Source organism: Pectobacterium quasiaquaticum (genome assembly GCF_014946775.2).
Lineage (GTDB): Bacteria > Pseudomonadota > Gammaproteobacteria > Enterobacterales > Enterobacteriaceae > Pectobacterium > Pectobacterium aquaticum.
On sequence record NZ_CP065177.1, the window covers coordinates 1,561,292 to 1,576,570 of the forward strand.

Consider the following 15,279-nt stretch of genomic DNA (forward strand, 5'->3'; position numbering starts at 1 on the left):
GTGCAGATTGTGTTCGAACGAAAAAATAGCTTGTTCGTACGAACATGAGCTAGCATAGTAGCAAAACCGTTGGATGATGTCTTTAGATTTTTAGGAACAAGCAAATGACAGTTTACCTCGATTACAGTGCAACTACTCCTGTCCTTCCTGAAGTGGCTGATCTTGTCTATACAATGATGGTTGAAGAGTATGGTAATGCTGGAAGCCGCACACACGAGTATGGGGTTAATGCAAAAAGAGCTGTAGAGTTGGCTCGCCATCAGGTTGCTGCTGTAGTAAAGGCTGATAAAACTGAGGTTATCTTCACCAGCGGTGCCACGGAAAGCAACAATTTAGCTATTTTAGGTTTGCGTGAGTTTGCTGAAAACGCAGGAAAAAAACACATAATTACCAGTAAGATAGAGCATAAAGCCGTATTGGAGCCTATTGCTCACTTAGAAGCTCAAGGTTTTGATGTGACTTATCTTGATGTTACACCTAATGGACTGATTGATACTGCGCAGTTAAAAAGATCATTACGTGAAGATACGGTGCTCGTATCGATTATGCATATTAATAACGAGACTGGCGTTATTCAGCCAATTGATGAAGTGTGCCAATTATTGAGTGAGCATAATGCATACCTACATGTCGATGCGGCACAAAGTTTTGGTAAGTACCCATTCAATCTTGAAAATACACGTATTGATTTCATCAGTGTTAGCGGGCATAAGCTTTACGCACCAAAAGGTATTGGAGCATTAATTATGCGACGCCGTGGTTACCTCAAATCACCGTTAAGACCACTTTATTACGGTGGTGGGCAAGAAAAAGGGTTACGTCCAGGTACCTTAGCAACTCCATTAATAGCAGGTTTAGGATTAGCTAGTGAGTTATCAACAAAGAACGCAGATAAATGGATTAAGCATGTTTCTGTATTAAAAAATGATTTCATTGCCGCTGTTACCGAACTTGGCGCTGTGGTTAATGGGAGTAATACGTCTCCTTATGTTTTAAATTTTTCTATTCCAGGTGTCAATTCAGAGGCTGCTATGGTTCAGCTTAAAGGGATAATTGCTATTTCAAATGGCTCTGCTTGTACTTCCAACAAGTACAGTCCGTCTCATGTACTAGTGGCTATGGGACTTGATGCTGAGCAAATAGATGGGGCTATTCGAGTTTCCTTTGGAGCCCATACACAACAAATACCATATGAAGAAATTCAGAAACAGTTAGGGGCATTGCTTTGACATTATATTCTAAATAACTATTGCATAATAGCGAACCACTTGCGGGTGTGGACTGTCAGCACTAGCCTTGCGAAATGAGCAGTGAAGAATCAATGTGCTAAATTATTTATGCCGCAGCAACGGCTTATGAGGCGCACGTTGATCACCTTTACGCCATATAGACATATTGGAAATTGCGGTTCGAAGTTCCTGGACAGATGGCATACGCAACACAAACTGAAAGGGAATATATTGCGATAATGCTCGCAAAATCAGAGGGATTCAAGCTTCCTGTTGCTCTCGGAATGTTACCTCATGCCACCTTATCGACGTAGATAACCCTGTGATGTTCTGCGTCAGTGATACTTTGCATATGTGAGATTCTGGCGATGAGTAAAAAGGTGAGCAGGTCCTTTATGCCATATTTTCTGTAGATATTGTTTTTCATATTGTTGGCTGTTTTATGGGTTATCACCATTTTCTTTGCGATGGTTTTTATTGCTATTCCGTCCAGCCAATAGCCGAAGAATATTTTCTCATTCGGTGATAACGATATCGTCTTGCCTTTTATTTCTCTGAACGATGACAGGGCAGAGATCACTTTTTTAATCGTGTTCATCGATGCGTGTTTTGATAACAGCAATACCTTTTTAGCCACCATCACTGGTGCATGTTTGCGGTTGTTGAGAATAATGATGAATGTTCGGTGGTTGGCGGTAATGATGTTAGTCAATAGCACCATATCGATACCGTGTTCAATATCAACGACAGTGATGGGTACATTACCGCCATCCCTATTTCCCAGACAGGTAAACGCTGCCGTAGTGAAAGGGCAGCGGCTGAATATTTCAATGCTCATGGCGATAGTGGTTCAGTGGAAAAATAGCAAAGTGATATCTGACGACGCATCATCCCTGTAACAGCTTTAATACGTTTCCCGACTGCTGATTGGCTTGCGACAAGACGGCCATCGATGCCTGCTGTAGGATCTGGGCTTTTGTCATCGCGGAAACCTCAAGAGCATAATCCGCATCCAATATGCGTGAGCGGGCGGCAGCCGTGGCAACCTTTTCCTGCGACAGCACGGCAGTGACGGATTCAAAACGGTTCATCTGGCTGCCGTATTCGCTGCGGTAACCGTCCAGCGTTTTCAGTGCATTATCGAACGTGGTTAATGCCGCTCTGGCCTGTTGAGGTGTACCCAGAGTCACAGAGGAAAGCCCCAGCGATTGGCTATCTGCTGGCGTTGGGTTGAGGGTGACCGTTTGCAATGCATCACCGAAACTCGCTCCGACGACAAACGTCGTTTCTTTGCTGATTGGTACGGAGGGCGGCAGTGGCGGGGCAGGCTCTGTCGGTGTGGGAAGTTCATCCCAGCTTGCGCTGCTATTGAATACGCCGCTGCCAACCACAATGACAATAAGATCTTCCGTTACCTCATCAATATGAATTTTTTCCAGTCGGTTTGCTGCGCCCACATTTCCATCGTTAAAGCCCCCGGTGTTGGCATCTTCAAAGCGGTCACCATCACCACTGTAGGTGATGGTCATGCCCTGATAAGTGGTCTGCGCCCCTGTATTGATATTGTATTCCCCGGCTTGCAGCAGCGAATCTGCCGAGTAGGTGGCTCCAGGTAAAAAGCCGTTATCTTGCGTAATCACGGCGGTATTCATGGTGCTTTCATCTGTCACACCGTTTGCTGACCAGACGATATCGGCGTCTGCTCCTTCTGCGGGCGTACCGGCCAGATGCCTGCCATCTCGCGCAAAGAGCTGGATATCGTCATCAGCGCTTAGTGAGTCGATAGTGATGGTAATATTTTTTGCGCCAGCAGGAATGTAAGCCAGCGAAATAACCCCAGAGGGAAATTGATGATTGATATTGGGGACGGGAAACTTTTCAGCCAGTGGCAAGGTTTCCCCTAATTTGGCAGGCTGAGGGCCTGGTTCAGCAGGAGCCAACGGATAACGGCCAAAGATCTGTGTCGATGAGGCGATGCGGTCGATCTCTTCCCTAATCTGCTGATATTCACCGTTCAGGCTGGTCTGGTCGCTATCTGACAGCGTACCGTTTGCCGCCTGCACCGCGAGTTGCCTGCCACGTTGTAGCAGATTATTGATGGCATTAAGCCCGCTCTCAGCCGTTTGCATTAGGCTGAGGCCATCTTTCATGCCGTTAGTGATGATGCTGTTGGCATTCAGATTAGCGGTCATCCGGTTGGCAATAGCCTGACCAGCGGCATCGTCCTTCGCGCTGTTGATACGCAGACCCGATGAAAGCCGTTCAATCGCCTGGCTCAATCGAGTCGCCGATTTATCCTGTTGATTCCGTATCGTTAGATGAAGAGAGGTAATCGGAGTCATTGCACACCAGTCCTGATTTGGCAAAAATAACGAATGGTTTTTATCTGCTGATTATTGATTTACCGGATAACAGGCAATAGTCAGCCCTTCCCGATAGTGGAAATAAAAACAGATAAAACATTACGTTATGGTTATTCTCGGCAATAGCTTATCGACGGTGGCGATCAAAAGATAATCGTTTTGATAGATCGATGCGATCGTATCGATCGGCGTTACCGATCAAAAGCGCTCTGAATCAGTGTTCACGTAACGGTATGAAAATTAAGCAGGTCGGTAGTCTGCCCAGTAAGCAAAGCAGGCGAAGGAGATATATTCGCAACGGAGATTTTGAGGGGGCTGAGCATCATCTGTATAGCATTTTCCCCATAGGGTAGCTAGCCTGCTAGAGAAGTTCCCAGACTGATTGAAGATCGCTTGCGGTTCGCCATTGTGGCCGCTGGTGACAAAGTCCGTTTCCCCACAGTTATCTGTATTTTGGCGTTGCTTCACCAGCAGATCCCAGCCGCCGTGTACCCAGTGGCGTCGGTGAACCAGCCCGCCATCGCGGTGGTGCCACACTTCCGCTATCTGGTCGCCATCCCACAGGTAGCGGGTCTTCATCGGGCTGGCCGCAGCGTTTATCGATGCGTCGCCCAATTCTCGCCGCTGGGTGTGTCCACTACTCTAAGATGGTTGCGGCTATCCCAGCGGCAGTGCTACACCTGTGGGCGATAGCCCGGCTGCACCACCTGTTTGCGTATCAGCCGGCTAGATCGTATTCCAACTGTACAACCCATAGGGTATAAAACTTCAGTCAATCAGCGGAGAGTACATAATGATATTATATATCAACAGGCTACGGTTGTCGTATGAGGGGGCAGATAATAATAACCTCGGTACCTCATCGACAATTATTTGATTTTTATGAAAATAAAAATATACATTATAATAAATCAGTAAATCATATTTAACTAGTAATTGAAACGTTATGGATAACGCTGTTCCTGATATCCATTTGGATAAGACTTCATTATGTTACTTAAAACGCCATTATCATAGCTAAATAATAAAGTATGATTAGAATACCCTTCCTGAGAATGCTCTCTCTCATGAACGACTATATCTATTAACATGTCGTCATTATAGTTATAATCCGAAAAACTCGAACCAAACTTCCCATAACTTAACTCTTTCGTTACTCTCCCATTGTTGAAAACGATATCCATAACAAAAGCCAATGAGTCAACATCGTAAAAACCAATCACTCTGACAATGGAGTCAGAGTAAAAGTAAAAATCACTATACTGAACCTCCCCATTTGACCCAATTCTTTCAACCAACAGAGTATCCCCAGTAGAATTAAAACTCCAAAACTGAACATCTTTTTTATTTTTTGGAACATTATTTAGCTCCTTTCCTAATTTGAAACCAAATCTCTCCGTTTCAAAAGGCCTGATATTTAACAATCTTCCCTTGCTTATTTTTTGGTCGACTGTGTGTTTTTTTACATCAGAATAAAATTTCTCTAAAAACGCCTGTGGGGCAGTGTTTATTTTTTCAAATTCAGATTTAAGTTTATCCATCTCTTTCATTGCAACCCCTTAAAATTTAAAAGTGCCATTTGATATATCTGATGCTATTTTACTAAGCTCATCCTTGAAGTCTGATTTATTAGTGATTGATTTAAGTCTGTCAAATACATTTTGTTTATAAACTTCCGTATGTATCTTTGAGTGCGCAGGTAATGTAGTACCTACAGATGATTTTACTGCGCTTGATGACGGCAAGAATATCCCGTTGTCAACAGAGTTGATATCAATTCCCATTCGATCCATTTTTCTTCTCAACCAACGCATTCTGACATCTTTAGCATTTGACATTACTATATGGTGTGCAGAGTTCTTATAGCCGGGAGCAACTTTCCCTGCCGCTTCCATGTTTTCACGTAATTTTTTCGCATCAGCTCCGCACCCAGCCAACCCAAACGGATCAACCCAGCACATGGGATTCTGGACGTAGCCATAGTTATTCTCACCCCCCGCTATCCCTATCGGGTCCGGCGACACATAACATCCACCAGTCGGGTCGTAGTACCGAAAACGGTTATAACATAGCCCGCTTTCCGCGTCACGGTATTGCCCGGCAAAGGCTAGTCCCGGATCGAGATTTTCAGCATTATCTGTATAACGCTGGCCCCATAAGTTGGTACGCGGAGCCTGCCAGCGAAGCTCGCCTTGAGGGTTGAAGATGGCCTGCGGTTCACCATTATGGCCGCTGGTGATAAAATCCGTTTCCCAGTTCCCCTCCACAGTTTGGCGCTGCTGTACCAACAGCTCCCAGCCGTTGTGTACCCAGTGGCGGCGGCTGATAAGCCGGTTGTCGCGGTAGTGACGCACTTCGGCTATCTGGTCGCCATCCCACAGGTAGCGGAGTTCGTCCTGCGTCTGCTCGCAGCGTTTGCCAATGCGCCGCCCGAACGGGTCGTAACGGTAGAACCAGCACTCTCCTGTCGGTGTGTTCACGACCCTGAGCTGGTTACGGCTGTCCCAGCGGTAGTGCCACACCTGTGGGCGATAGCCCGGCTGCACCACCTGTTTGCGTATCAGCCTTCCGGCCTTGTCGTACTGGTAGTGGGTATTCTCCTGCTGAGTCAGGCGTCCAGCCTGCCAGTCGGTCAGCCTTGTCGTGTCCTGCGGCAGCCCGTGACGGGTGTAGCGGTATTCCTCTTCGGTGTTAACCGTGCGACCCGCGCCACCGCTCAGTACCGACAGGACCCGCCCGCTGGCATCGAGTTGATAGCCTGCTGCCTCGCGGTTGCGCCGGGTGCCGGTCAGGTTACCCGCGCCGTCATACAGGTATTCCCGCGTCTGTGCCGGTTGCAGGCGACCGTCCACCGTCTGACCGCTCCGGTCCCGCGTCAGCCAGCCCATGACATCGTATTCGCGTTGCTGCGTAAAGCCGCCTTTGCTCTGTCGAGTAGATTCACGTCCAGCAGCATCATAAGCTAGCGTCAGTTCCGCGCCGTCCGGTAACTGTATCTGGCGCAGTTCACCCGTCGCGCTATAGCAGAAGGAACTGGTCAGTGCCGCGCTGTCTTCTTCGCCTTCCCAGTACAGGCTGCGGGTCACGGTATGCGACTCTTCCTGATAGTGGCGCGTCAGTACCGTGCCGCTGTTGTGCTCTTCTACCACACGGTCGCGCTCGTCATACGCCAACTGGATATGACTGGTCGCGGACGTGACGTCAGTCAGCCGGCCTGCCGCATCGTAGCGATACTGCAGCATATCGTCTGGTGCCGTTTCTTTTATCAGTAATCCGCGCCCGTCGTACAGGAAGTGGCGGGTTTCTCCTTCGCCATTGCGAACGGTGATGCAGTGGCCGTCTTCGTCATAGCTGTAATGGGTATCGGTGCCCGCCATGTCCCGTTCGCGGATAACCCGCGCATCGCCATCCAGCCACCACTGCCACTGGTTACCGTCCGGTGCTGTGACACACACCAGTTGCTGACTTTCCTTGTCGTACTCGTACTGCCAGGTGCGACCTGCCGCATCGATACGTGACGTCAGCAAATCAAACGCGCCGTAGGTTTGTCGCCACACCGCGCCGTTGCCGTCGGTATAGTTCAGCAGGTTGTTGTGTTTGTCATACTGGCGCTGCTCTTGTTTGTCATCAGGACGCAGCAGTTGCTCCGGCAGTTTCCAGCTTGCACGACGATAACCCAGTCGATAGGTCGAGCCATCTGGGCGTGTCCAGGTAGTCAGCCTGTCCTGCTGGTCGTAGCGCAGTTGCTGAGTACGGGACTCCGCATCCGTGGCACTCAACAGGCGCTGACGGTGGTCGTAAAACAGGCTGGCCTGTACCTGACCGTTATGGTCGCTGACTTCAGTCAGCAGGCCGTAGCGATTCCACGCAAAGCGCACTTCACTGTTGTCCGGTCCGGTCAGGCTCTGCGGGTTACCCTTGCTGTCGTACTGCCAGGCCCAGTGGCGCCCGAGTGGGTCAGTAATACCGATAAGCCGCTCATGGTCGTCGTAGGTGTACTGCCATTGGTGGCCACTGCCGTCGGTGAAGGTGCTGACCAATCCGGTATCATCCAGATAGGCAAATTCCACCACCCGGCCCGCTGGGGAGATTTCCCGCAGCAGGTTGCCCACATCGTCATACTCATAGCGGGTGATATGGCCGAGCGGGGATGTCTCCCACGCCATCAGGTGCAGGTCATTGAAGCCATATTCACTGCGTTGGCCTAGCCCATCTGTCATCACCACCCGGTCGGCCAGGTACTCAAACGTCGCCGTCAGGTAGCCGTCGGCACAGGTGGTGTAGATGCACCTGCCTTGATGGTCATACTCATAACGCGCCCAGGTTTTGTCGTTGTCGTGCCAGCGAGTCAGACGATGATGGTTGTCATACTCGTAGAACAGGTGATAGGCATGAGCGGCATCTGCCTCGACCAGTCGGCCTTGTTCATCCTGACGGTATTCGGCCAGCACAGTTTTCTGACCACCGTCAATGCGCTGCACCTGGCGCAGGAACTCGCCCTGCCATATCAGCAGCAGCTCGATGCCGTCACTGTGCTGTATCTTGCGCAGGTAGCCTTTGGGGTCGCGGAGAAAGTCGATGCGGTTCTGGTGATTGTCGGTAATCGCTGACAACAGCAACTGGTCACCCTGTTTGACGGTAAAGGCACGCCAGGTCTGGCTGTCGCGGTGCCACAGGTGAAAACCGTTATGCCGTCGCAGCAGCTTGAATTCGGGGTATTCGGCGCAGTACACCACGGTGGCACCGAGCCCGAAGGTGAAATCAATGTCATAGCCCTGTGCCAGCATGATAGTGACATGGATGCCGCCCTCATCCTGACTGACGGTAGCGACCTCGCTCCAGCTATCCTGCCAGCCACGGCCTAACAACCCAACATGTGAAGAAGCCGTACGATAGGTGCGTTCGAACACCAGCGGGATGGTCTGCCCCAGCGCCAGGTCGATACGATTTTCAATCACTTCACCGCTGGCGATATATACCGGGTCTTTCTTAAAGGCTTTGGCTGCGTCTTTATATCGCGCCCGCCCCTTGTTCGCCTTAAATGCCCGGGTGGCACAACGTGTCTTTTGCGTGAAACGTTTCCCGGCCCAGAGCGCGCCAGCGCCCATCCCTTTCATCACCGCTTTGGGGCCGCGATAAAAGAGTTTCCCCAGCCCCTTAAACAGGCCTCGGGTCGGCGGCACCAGAAATTCAACAGCAATAATCAGCGCTTTCTGCCAGCCGCTGAACTCGTCCTGTATCTCCAGTACGGTAGCCTGACCGGAGCCAAAGAACACCGTCGATGCACCGTCCTTGATGGTGGCACCACACACGGTTTTATCACCAATCCGTGCAGCCGGATGACCGTTCACAAAGACGGTTTCGCTGCCCTGCGCAATCAGTTGCGGACCGTTGTGTTTGGTGCAGAGAACGACATCGACTTCAGCACGGGAAACCGGATTCCCTTCCACCGACACATTCGGTGAACCACTGTCCACTTTCCCCGCAGGCGGTGAGGCACTGTCCACCATGGCGGATACCCGACCACTGACCGCCGATATCAGGCTTCCTGCCCCCAGCACCGCCAGCCCACCGACCACGGCAATCGCCAGTCCACCGGTGACGCCCACCAGAGCAACGGCCACCGCCGCAACCGCAGCAGCAACCAGCGCCCCGGCCACCGCACCGAGCAGCGCCCCCAGAAAGCTGCTGTGTTTGATAGGCTTGCCCGGTGAGGTCGGCGGTGAGCCGCTACCGGGTGCCGGTAAATCGGGTGGCAGCGTGGGCCGATTGCCCGCATGCATCGCGCCGACACGCGCAATACGGGCCAGAATTTCATCACGCATCGCCGCCTGCCTTATCCTCCAGTGTGGCAGGTTCAGCAGCGTCAAAGGTCTCAATCACGGCCAGCAATTCAGCTTTACGGGCATCACTCAGTACGTCAGCGGCGGTAATGGTGAAGGTCAGCAACAGGTTGCCACGTACCTGCATCACCACCACCTGATGCATTTGGCCTTCCGGTGACTGCCAGGTGTATTCCAGCGCCGGGGCTGGCGCGTCCGACAGTGTCAGTTCCCAGGCCAGCACTTCTTTGTAACCGTTGAGATGGGTAGAAAATTGCTCCAGCGTTTTCTGATACACCACGTCTGGCGTCTGACCAGGTTCAGTCGGGGTGCGGTTAACCACCAGATTGGTGGTTTCATCCGGCAAGACAAAAACGTGCAGGGATTCATCGCGCCACTGCGCAGGAATGGCCAGGGTGCCTTCGTTCATCTGGTACATGTTCACGTGTCCTTGTTGTTCTTGTTATTCAGTTCAGGTCGATTTGCTGGCCGTTGATGACAATGTGGGTACCCTTGATATTGATGACCCCGTCAGCGCCGATACCAATAAACCCCTTGTCAGTGGCTATCAGGATGTCCCCCTTCTGCGACTGGATAGCGATGTTGTTTTTCACCTGCAGGCTGTCGTTGTCATCCACGACCGTGTTGCGGTTTTTGGTCACGGCGATACTCTGCTGCCCCTGGATTTCAGTGGATTGGTCTTTCACTACCGATACCGCCTGATTGCCACCGACGCTTTCGGTGTGGTCAGCGGTCACAGTCGTACTACGGTTATTCAACACCACGGTGTTCATGTCTTTCTGGGCATGGATAAACACCTCTTCCTGCCCAGCCTGGTCTTCAAAACGCAGCTCATTGAAACCCGCCCCCTTGTGCGTTGACGTACGCAGCGAGGTACGTGTCTTGTTCGCTGGCAGTGGATACGGCGAGGGATTGGTGGCGTGGAAGGTTCTGCCTGTCACGATAGGCTGGTCCGGGTCGCCTTCCAGGAAGCTGACGATCACTTCATGGCCGATACGCGGGATGGCAATCAGGCCGTACTGACCACCCGCCCAGCCCTGGCTAACGCGTACCCAACAGGAGCTCTGGTCGTCGCTGGAGCCGTAGCGGTCCCACGGGAATTGCAATTTGATGCGACCATATTCGTCACAGTAGATTTCCTCACCAGCGGGCCCCACCACGGTGGCAATCTGCGGACCATCCACCATCGGTTTGTACGGCAGGTCGGCACGCCAGGTGCTTTTGGCACTCATCACCTCGAAGCTGTTGCTGTAGGTGGTCGGTTCACCGCCACTTTCTTCTTCCAGCGCCTGCGGCTGTTGCCCGCTGTGCGTGATGGCAACCAGTTGCCAGCCACTATTCAGCGTCGGATTAGGATGTTCGGTTAAGGTAAAACTGCTGCCGGGCATCAACATGGCGGCATTGGATTCACCCGAGCCGGTCATGGCATTCGCGCGTAACGCATCCAGCCGATAGCCGGTAAAGGCCTTGCCGCTTGGGTCTTGTTTGAAGCGGCCGGGGTAGTCGAAGTGTTGATAGCTTTCGCGCTGGTGTGACAGTTCGCCGCTCATCTTGCTGTGCAGCAGGCCGTAGGCCGGGGTTTTGAAGCTGTAATCCTTGAGGGCGACTTCTGCGGTACTGACGGCTTCGGCGTAGCGGAAGCGGCGCACATAGTCACCTTCGCTCAGCCCTTGGTTGGCGAGGTTGAAGAACAATTCCGGACCTTTGCTGAGCGCCCCGGCATCATCCGCAAAGACGACGCGGTGCTTGCCTTCTTCAAACTCATGGAAGAAGTACAGCCCTTCTTCCGCTGCCAGACGAGTGACAAACGCCAAATCACTTTCACGATACTGTACACAGTATTCGCGCGGGGCGTGGTCGTGACGCAGTGCAAAGGCATAATCGGTAATGCCAGACTCTTCCAGCAACGTACCGATAATGACCTCCGGCTTTTGTGCCTGGAAGAGGCGGGCATTGGTGCGCAGCCCCAGCCGCCACAGTGCCGGGCGAACCTCTGCCTGATAGCGTGTGCGGCGAAAGCCGGTGTCGCCCTGTGCGAATGCGCTGATAATCCCGCTGACGCGCCGTTTCAGTTCCCCTTCGTACCAGACCAGCAGCTCACACGGCTGGTCGAGCACCGCGCCAAAATCGACATCCGACAAGGCACTTGCCAGATTCAGCGACAGGGCAAACGGCTGGTTAAGCGCCTCGCTGAGCTGAAAATCCACCACAGCAAAGGTCGAGGCGGGCAATGCACCGACCTTTACCGTGAACTGTAATCCTGTACTGTTTGCCACGTTTATTCCCTCGCTTCCCGTGATGAACATCGTGTTGTCTGCACTCAGGTCTGGGAGAATCAGACCTCAGGACAGTGCACGCAGAAAACCCGGGACAAGCCCGGGTAAAGAAACAGAACGATTACGCTTCGACCGGTGTACGCCAGTCGTCAGAGCCGGAGGTACCGGCAACCGTGTGTTCCCAGTCAACCTTGCGGTAGGCCAGCGACACTTCGATTAACTGGGTGTAGTCCAGTTTGGACGGGTCCTGGCAGTGCGGCATCTGGCAGTTGATGTCGACGATGGTGGCGTCGGTCAGCACAGTAGAGAAGAAGTGCTCCTGCTTCCCTTCAACCGACGTGCGGTACCATTTCAGGGTCACGGTCGGCAGCATTTCACCGGAGGCCAGGGCGTTGTACATCAGCGGAACGGCTTTGTTCAGTGCCACGGTGAATTTGAACGGTTTGTGTACACGCTGGCCGGATGGCTGACCAGACTGTGGGTCGGTCGGTACGGTGACGATGTGCTTGAATTCCTGTACCAGCATTTCATCTTCGTGGCCTTCCACATAGATGTTGCCGACAGAGTCAGAAGTGAAGGCACCTGCGGTGATGTTGCCCTGTGTCTTACCTTCGATGCTGATATAGCATGGAGTTGGCATAGTCTTGCTCCTTGTTGTTGAACGGAATGAGTTATTAAACAGAATGAATAACTTCACGTTCCGTATAGCAATCCATATGCCAACTTTTATCTATATGTTTTATAACAATATTTACTTAACTCAAATTTTCCCTAAGCAAAATTTGAGCAAGAAATTGCGCAGACCTCGCGAAAAAACGGCATCCATTGCGCAAAAAGTGATTTCCACCAGAAAGTGAGCAAGAAGTTGCGCAGAATGCGCAGTTATGCTGAAAGTTTTACTTAGCTCTGTGAGATGGTCGTCTCTTTGGAAGGTATTGGCGATGAATGGGAGGGATATCCTCATAAATTTATCAATATAAAGCAGGGTAATAATCTATCCAGTAACCAAAGCAGGCGAAGAAAACATATTCGTCAATCATTGCCCGACGTGCTGACTGAGTGCGTAGGCGGGTGCTAATCCACATCTGAATTTGTCTGTCGGTTTTATCAGCCAGTGATGTCCACTCACGATAAGACAGGCCGTTAAGTAGCTCAGACCAGCACAGTAGTGTTAACGTTTCCTGAATGCCGGGTTCATTTTCCCGATCAAATAGTCTTTGAAGGGTGTAACTCAATTCATCCAGATGCAGCCGGTCACATTCGCTGATCAGAATGCCGCCCAGCATTGGATATCGTCGAAGGTAGCGGCTGGTTTCCACTGGCAGAATGGCTCTGCTGGCAGCCTCAATACGCGATACTCTTGATTTCTGTATTAGTTTCGCGGGGACAATCAGATGCGCCTTATGCTGGTCTGGCAGTGAAACTGCCGTCAATCTCAACCGATGGAAAGTATGAATTTTTCTCGTACTGATACCCTGATGAACGGCGTGCGCAGCACTGTCGTCAAGATGGCTTTGGTACTTATCCAGCAACGTGGATAGCGTCGTGTTACATGTCATTTAGAAAGCCTCCAACATGCTGAATAACAGACAGCCAGTGTCCTCCGTGGAATCGGATAGCGATCTGTTATTCAGGGAATAATTAATTAAAAGGAGTGAACTGAAAGGTGTCGTTTCTGGTTGGAATGATGGGATACGAGCAGCGGCCCTGAATTAACTATTCCGATGACCTTCTCCCTCAGGTACATAGCCATTATCTTCAACGGCTACACTGTAGATTCCGTCTTTACACGCCGGGCAGAGTTTCTTTCCTGTATAGCGGTTTTGGCACAACACGCAATACCAGGTGTTCGGTTCAGGAAGAGCGTAGCTGGCACGGATCTTCTCCCGCAGTTTTTTAATCCTCTCTTCTTCTTTCTCTTCGGGATCCCGGTAGGCACATGCCTTCAGTTTTCTTGAATCTATACTGAACCGATCATGCTCAAACCAGGCTTCTTGATATTGAGAGCCGTTATGCAGAGTTAACGTACAACCACAGGATGCACACGTCCAGTGACCCTGGGGCAGGCGGCTAGCCTCAGTTGCATTAACAAAACGATTTTTGGCGTTGTTAGCCAGATAGCATTTTAGAAAGCGCATAAATTGATTCCATTCCTGACGATAACGAGCTTAGTGGAAGCGATTGTCCCAACGCTGTTGGCAGGAAAATGAGTCGTGTTTAGAACGTGTGGCTACTGGCGAGACTGATCGATACGTTGCTGTAACCAGGTTTCGACTTCACTTTGTAGCCAGCGGGAACAGCGGCCCAGCTTAATCGGCTTCGGGAATTCACCCAGTTGAATCAGCTTGTAAAACCATTTGTCGGTTAATCCGGTCAACTGGGTGATGAAGGTCATATCGACGAACTGGTCGTTAAGAAGGCGGTAATCAGCAGCGGTACTCATCGTTTTTCTCCTTGAATAAATGGGAGAAGGAGCCGGAAAATGGAAATTGGCGAACTCCTTCAAACGATGTACGCGTGGCGTAATTATTTATTACAGAGTGACAATTAACCCAAACACCTTGGTCGACCTCTACGAGCAGGCTTGGGTATTTCACTGACATGATAAATAACCCGTTCTTTTTTCTGGTCCTGTTTACTCAGGTAACTCAAGATATATAGCATTCTGTCTCTTCCTTCATCGTCGTCATAGGATGTCACCCATTCCCCTTTTACCCTGTAATGTTCTTTGGGTTCACACCGGTGTGCATAACCATCCCCCTCTGTCACATTCGCCCAAATATCCCTAATGTCTTCAAATATGCTCCAAACTTTACGATGCTTCTGACCATTGAGATAAAACGCGGCATGGATATGAAAACTATGCTCTTCGGTATATTCCAGCACCCAGGCATGGCCGACGAGTCCCTTTAACGAATGACACTGTTGTAATAACAGCGTGATATCACAAACGGTAGAGTGAGTATCTGCGTAATGATGGGAGTCACTCTTTTTAAGATATGAGAGGTCGACTCGTAACATAAGTAATTTTGAATAACGGTCAAAGAGTCGATTGAAGTGGTTTCGTAGATTTCGACGCAGCGTCCTATGGTGAGTATACCTGACGTTGATATCGGTAATGATTTGATTGTATCCCATGAATTAATCCCTGAATGAGTGTTTTTCATGGGATAGGATGCTGGCGTAAATTTTAAAATTTTATTAGCATAAGATAATGCACATGAAGATAGCATTCTTGGCTCTTTCTTGTACTGAGTGATAGGCATAGAGATAGTGGAATGGATAATTTTATTTACATAAATCGTCTTCTTATAAAATATTAGTATTTACCTTAATTAATCGTTCCGCCTTCAGAATAATGAATATCTGGAATGGAATATGTCCTTGGGATGCTGCGGGTTTCCCTGAGTAACTATTCTGCCTCATTCATTGTGATAGTGTTATACTTACCAAGCGTCAATATTGCTTATCGCTGTATGTCTTGGTACGTTATCTCTGTTGCCGATTCGCATCTATTGTGAATCATTCCGGTATCAGAACTATGGTCGCCTTCAATCGACTGGGTACA

General features: G+C 50.4%; 12 protein-coding genes and 2 pseudogenes. 1 reads left to right on the forward strand and 13 read right to left on the reverse strand.

The window, feature by feature from the left end; translation table 11 throughout:
- The first annotated feature begins 104 nt into the window (after positions 1-104).
- Positions 105-1,229: a cysteine desulfurase DndA gene (gene dndA / locus IG609_RS07200; RefSeq protein WP_193399476.1), complete on the forward strand. Its 1,125-nt coding sequence runs from the start codon at positions 105-107 to the stop codon at positions 1,227-1,229.
- A gap of 114 nt (positions 1,230-1,343) precedes the next feature.
- Here dndA and IG609_RS07205 read toward each other — a convergent pair.
- From IG609_RS07205 to IG609_RS07270, 13 genes and pseudogenes are all read right to left on the reverse strand, one after another.
- Positions 1,344-1,433 (reverse strand): annotated as a pseudogene (locus IG609_RS07205) (phosphorothioated DNA-binding restriction endonuclease); the annotation flags it as partial.
- An 88-nt stretch (positions 1,434-1,521) separates the two neighbouring features.
- The gene (locus IG609_RS07210; protein WP_193399477.1) at positions 1,522-2,067 is read right to left on the reverse strand and encodes a helix-turn-helix transcriptional regulator; all 546 of its coding nucleotides are present in this window, start codon (positions 2,065-2,067) and stop codon (positions 1,522-1,524) included.
- Positions 2,068-2,116: 49 nt separating this feature from the next.
- Positions 2,117-3,571 (reverse strand): flagellin N-terminal helical domain-containing protein, encoded by a 1,455-nt coding sequence (locus IG609_RS20455; protein WP_193399478.1) that lies wholly within the window; start codon positions 3,569-3,571, stop codon positions 2,117-2,119.
- 336 nt (positions 3,572-3,907) lie between these two features.
- Positions 3,908-4,326: pseudogene (locus IG609_RS20600) on the reverse strand (hypothetical protein); the annotation flags it as partial.
- Between the two features lie 210 nt (positions 4,327-4,536).
- Positions 4,537-5,142, reverse strand: a complete 606-nt coding sequence (locus IG609_RS07230; protein ID WP_193399480.1) for a hypothetical protein — start codon at positions 5,140-5,142, stop codon at positions 4,537-4,539.
- Between the two features lie 9 nt (positions 5,143-5,151).
- Complete coding sequence (locus IG609_RS07235) at positions 5,152-9,417, reverse strand: RHS repeat-associated core domain-containing protein (protein WP_250127245.1); 4,266 nt, start codon at positions 9,415-9,417, stop codon at positions 5,152-5,154.
- Positions 9,410-9,853: a DUF1795 domain-containing protein gene (locus IG609_RS07240; RefSeq protein ID WP_193399482.1), complete on the reverse strand. Its 444-nt coding sequence runs from the start codon at positions 9,851-9,853 to the stop codon at positions 9,410-9,412. The genes IG609_RS07235 and IG609_RS07240 overlap by 8 nt, the downstream gene beginning before the upstream one ends.
- Before the next feature lie 28 nt (positions 9,854-9,881).
- Positions 9,882-11,711 (reverse strand): type VI secretion system Vgr family protein, encoded by a 1,830-nt coding sequence (locus tag IG609_RS07245; protein ID WP_250127246.1) that lies wholly within the window; start codon positions 11,709-11,711, stop codon positions 9,882-9,884.
- 121 nt (positions 11,712-11,832) lie between these two features.
- Positions 11,833-12,351, reverse strand: coding sequence for an Hcp family type VI secretion system effector (locus tag IG609_RS07250; RefSeq protein WP_039503428.1), 519 nt, complete (start codon positions 12,349-12,351; stop codon positions 11,833-11,835).
- Between the two features lie 331 nt (positions 12,352-12,682).
- On the reverse strand, positions 12,683-13,270 hold the full coding sequence (locus IG609_RS07255; RefSeq protein ID WP_193399484.1) for a hypothetical protein: 588 nt from the start codon (positions 13,268-13,270) through the stop codon (positions 12,683-12,685).
- Between the two features lie 153 nt (positions 13,271-13,423).
- Complete coding sequence (locus IG609_RS07260; protein WP_129705764.1) at positions 13,424-13,849, reverse strand: putative zinc ribbon protein; 426 nt, start codon at positions 13,847-13,849, stop codon at positions 13,424-13,426.
- Positions 13,850-13,941: 92 nt separating this feature from the next.
- Positions 13,942-14,154, reverse strand: a complete 213-nt coding sequence (locus IG609_RS07265; protein WP_193399485.1) for a helix-turn-helix transcriptional regulator — start codon at positions 14,152-14,154, stop codon at positions 13,942-13,944.
- Between the two features lie 104 nt (positions 14,155-14,258).
- Positions 14,259-14,849 carry a YagK/YfjJ domain-containing protein gene (locus IG609_RS07270; RefSeq protein ID WP_193399486.1) on the reverse strand — a complete coding sequence of 197 codons (591 nt, stop codon included), beginning with the start codon at positions 14,847-14,849 and terminating at the stop codon, positions 14,259-14,261.
- Positions 14,850-15,279: the final 430 nt, after the last annotated feature.

Excerpts from the sequence above, each read along its gene's own strand:
- dndA (WP_193399476.1), top strand. The coding sequence starts at position 105 with ATGACAGTTTACCTCGATTACAGTGCAACTACTCCTGTCCTTCCTGAA.
- IG609_RS07210 (WP_193399477.1), bottom strand. The coding sequence starts at position 2,067 with ATGAGCATTGAAATATTCAGCCGCTGCCCTTTCACTACGGCAGCGTTT.
- IG609_RS20455 (WP_193399478.1), bottom strand. The coding sequence starts at position 3,571 with ATGACTCCGATTACCTCTCTTCATCTAACGATACGGAATCAACAGGAT.
- IG609_RS07230 (WP_193399480.1), bottom strand. The coding sequence starts at position 5,142 with ATGAAAGAGATGGATAAACTTAAATCTGAATTTGAAAAAATAAACACT.
- IG609_RS07235 (WP_250127245.1), bottom strand. The coding sequence starts at position 9,417 with ATGCGTGATGAAATTCTGGCCCGTATTGCGCGTGTCGGCGCGATGCAT.
- IG609_RS07240 (WP_193399482.1), bottom strand. The coding sequence starts at position 9,853 with ATGTACCAGATGAACGAAGGCACCCTGGCCATTCCTGCGCAGTGGCGC.
- IG609_RS07250 (WP_039503428.1), bottom strand. The coding sequence starts at position 12,351 with ATGCCAACTCCATGCTATATCAGCATCGAAGGTAAGACACAGGGCAAC.
- IG609_RS07255 (WP_193399484.1), bottom strand. The coding sequence starts at position 13,270 with ATGACATGTAACACGACGCTATCCACGTTGCTGGATAAGTACCAAAGC.
- IG609_RS07260 (WP_129705764.1), bottom strand. The coding sequence starts at position 13,849 with ATGCGCTTTCTAAAATGCTATCTGGCTAACAACGCCAAAAATCGTTTT.
- IG609_RS07265 (WP_193399485.1), bottom strand. The coding sequence starts at position 14,154 with ATGAGTACCGCTGCTGATTACCGCCTTCTTAACGACCAGTTCGTCGAT.
- IG609_RS07270 (WP_193399486.1), bottom strand. The coding sequence starts at position 14,849 with ATGGGATACAATCAAATCATTACCGATATCAACGTCAGGTATACTCAC.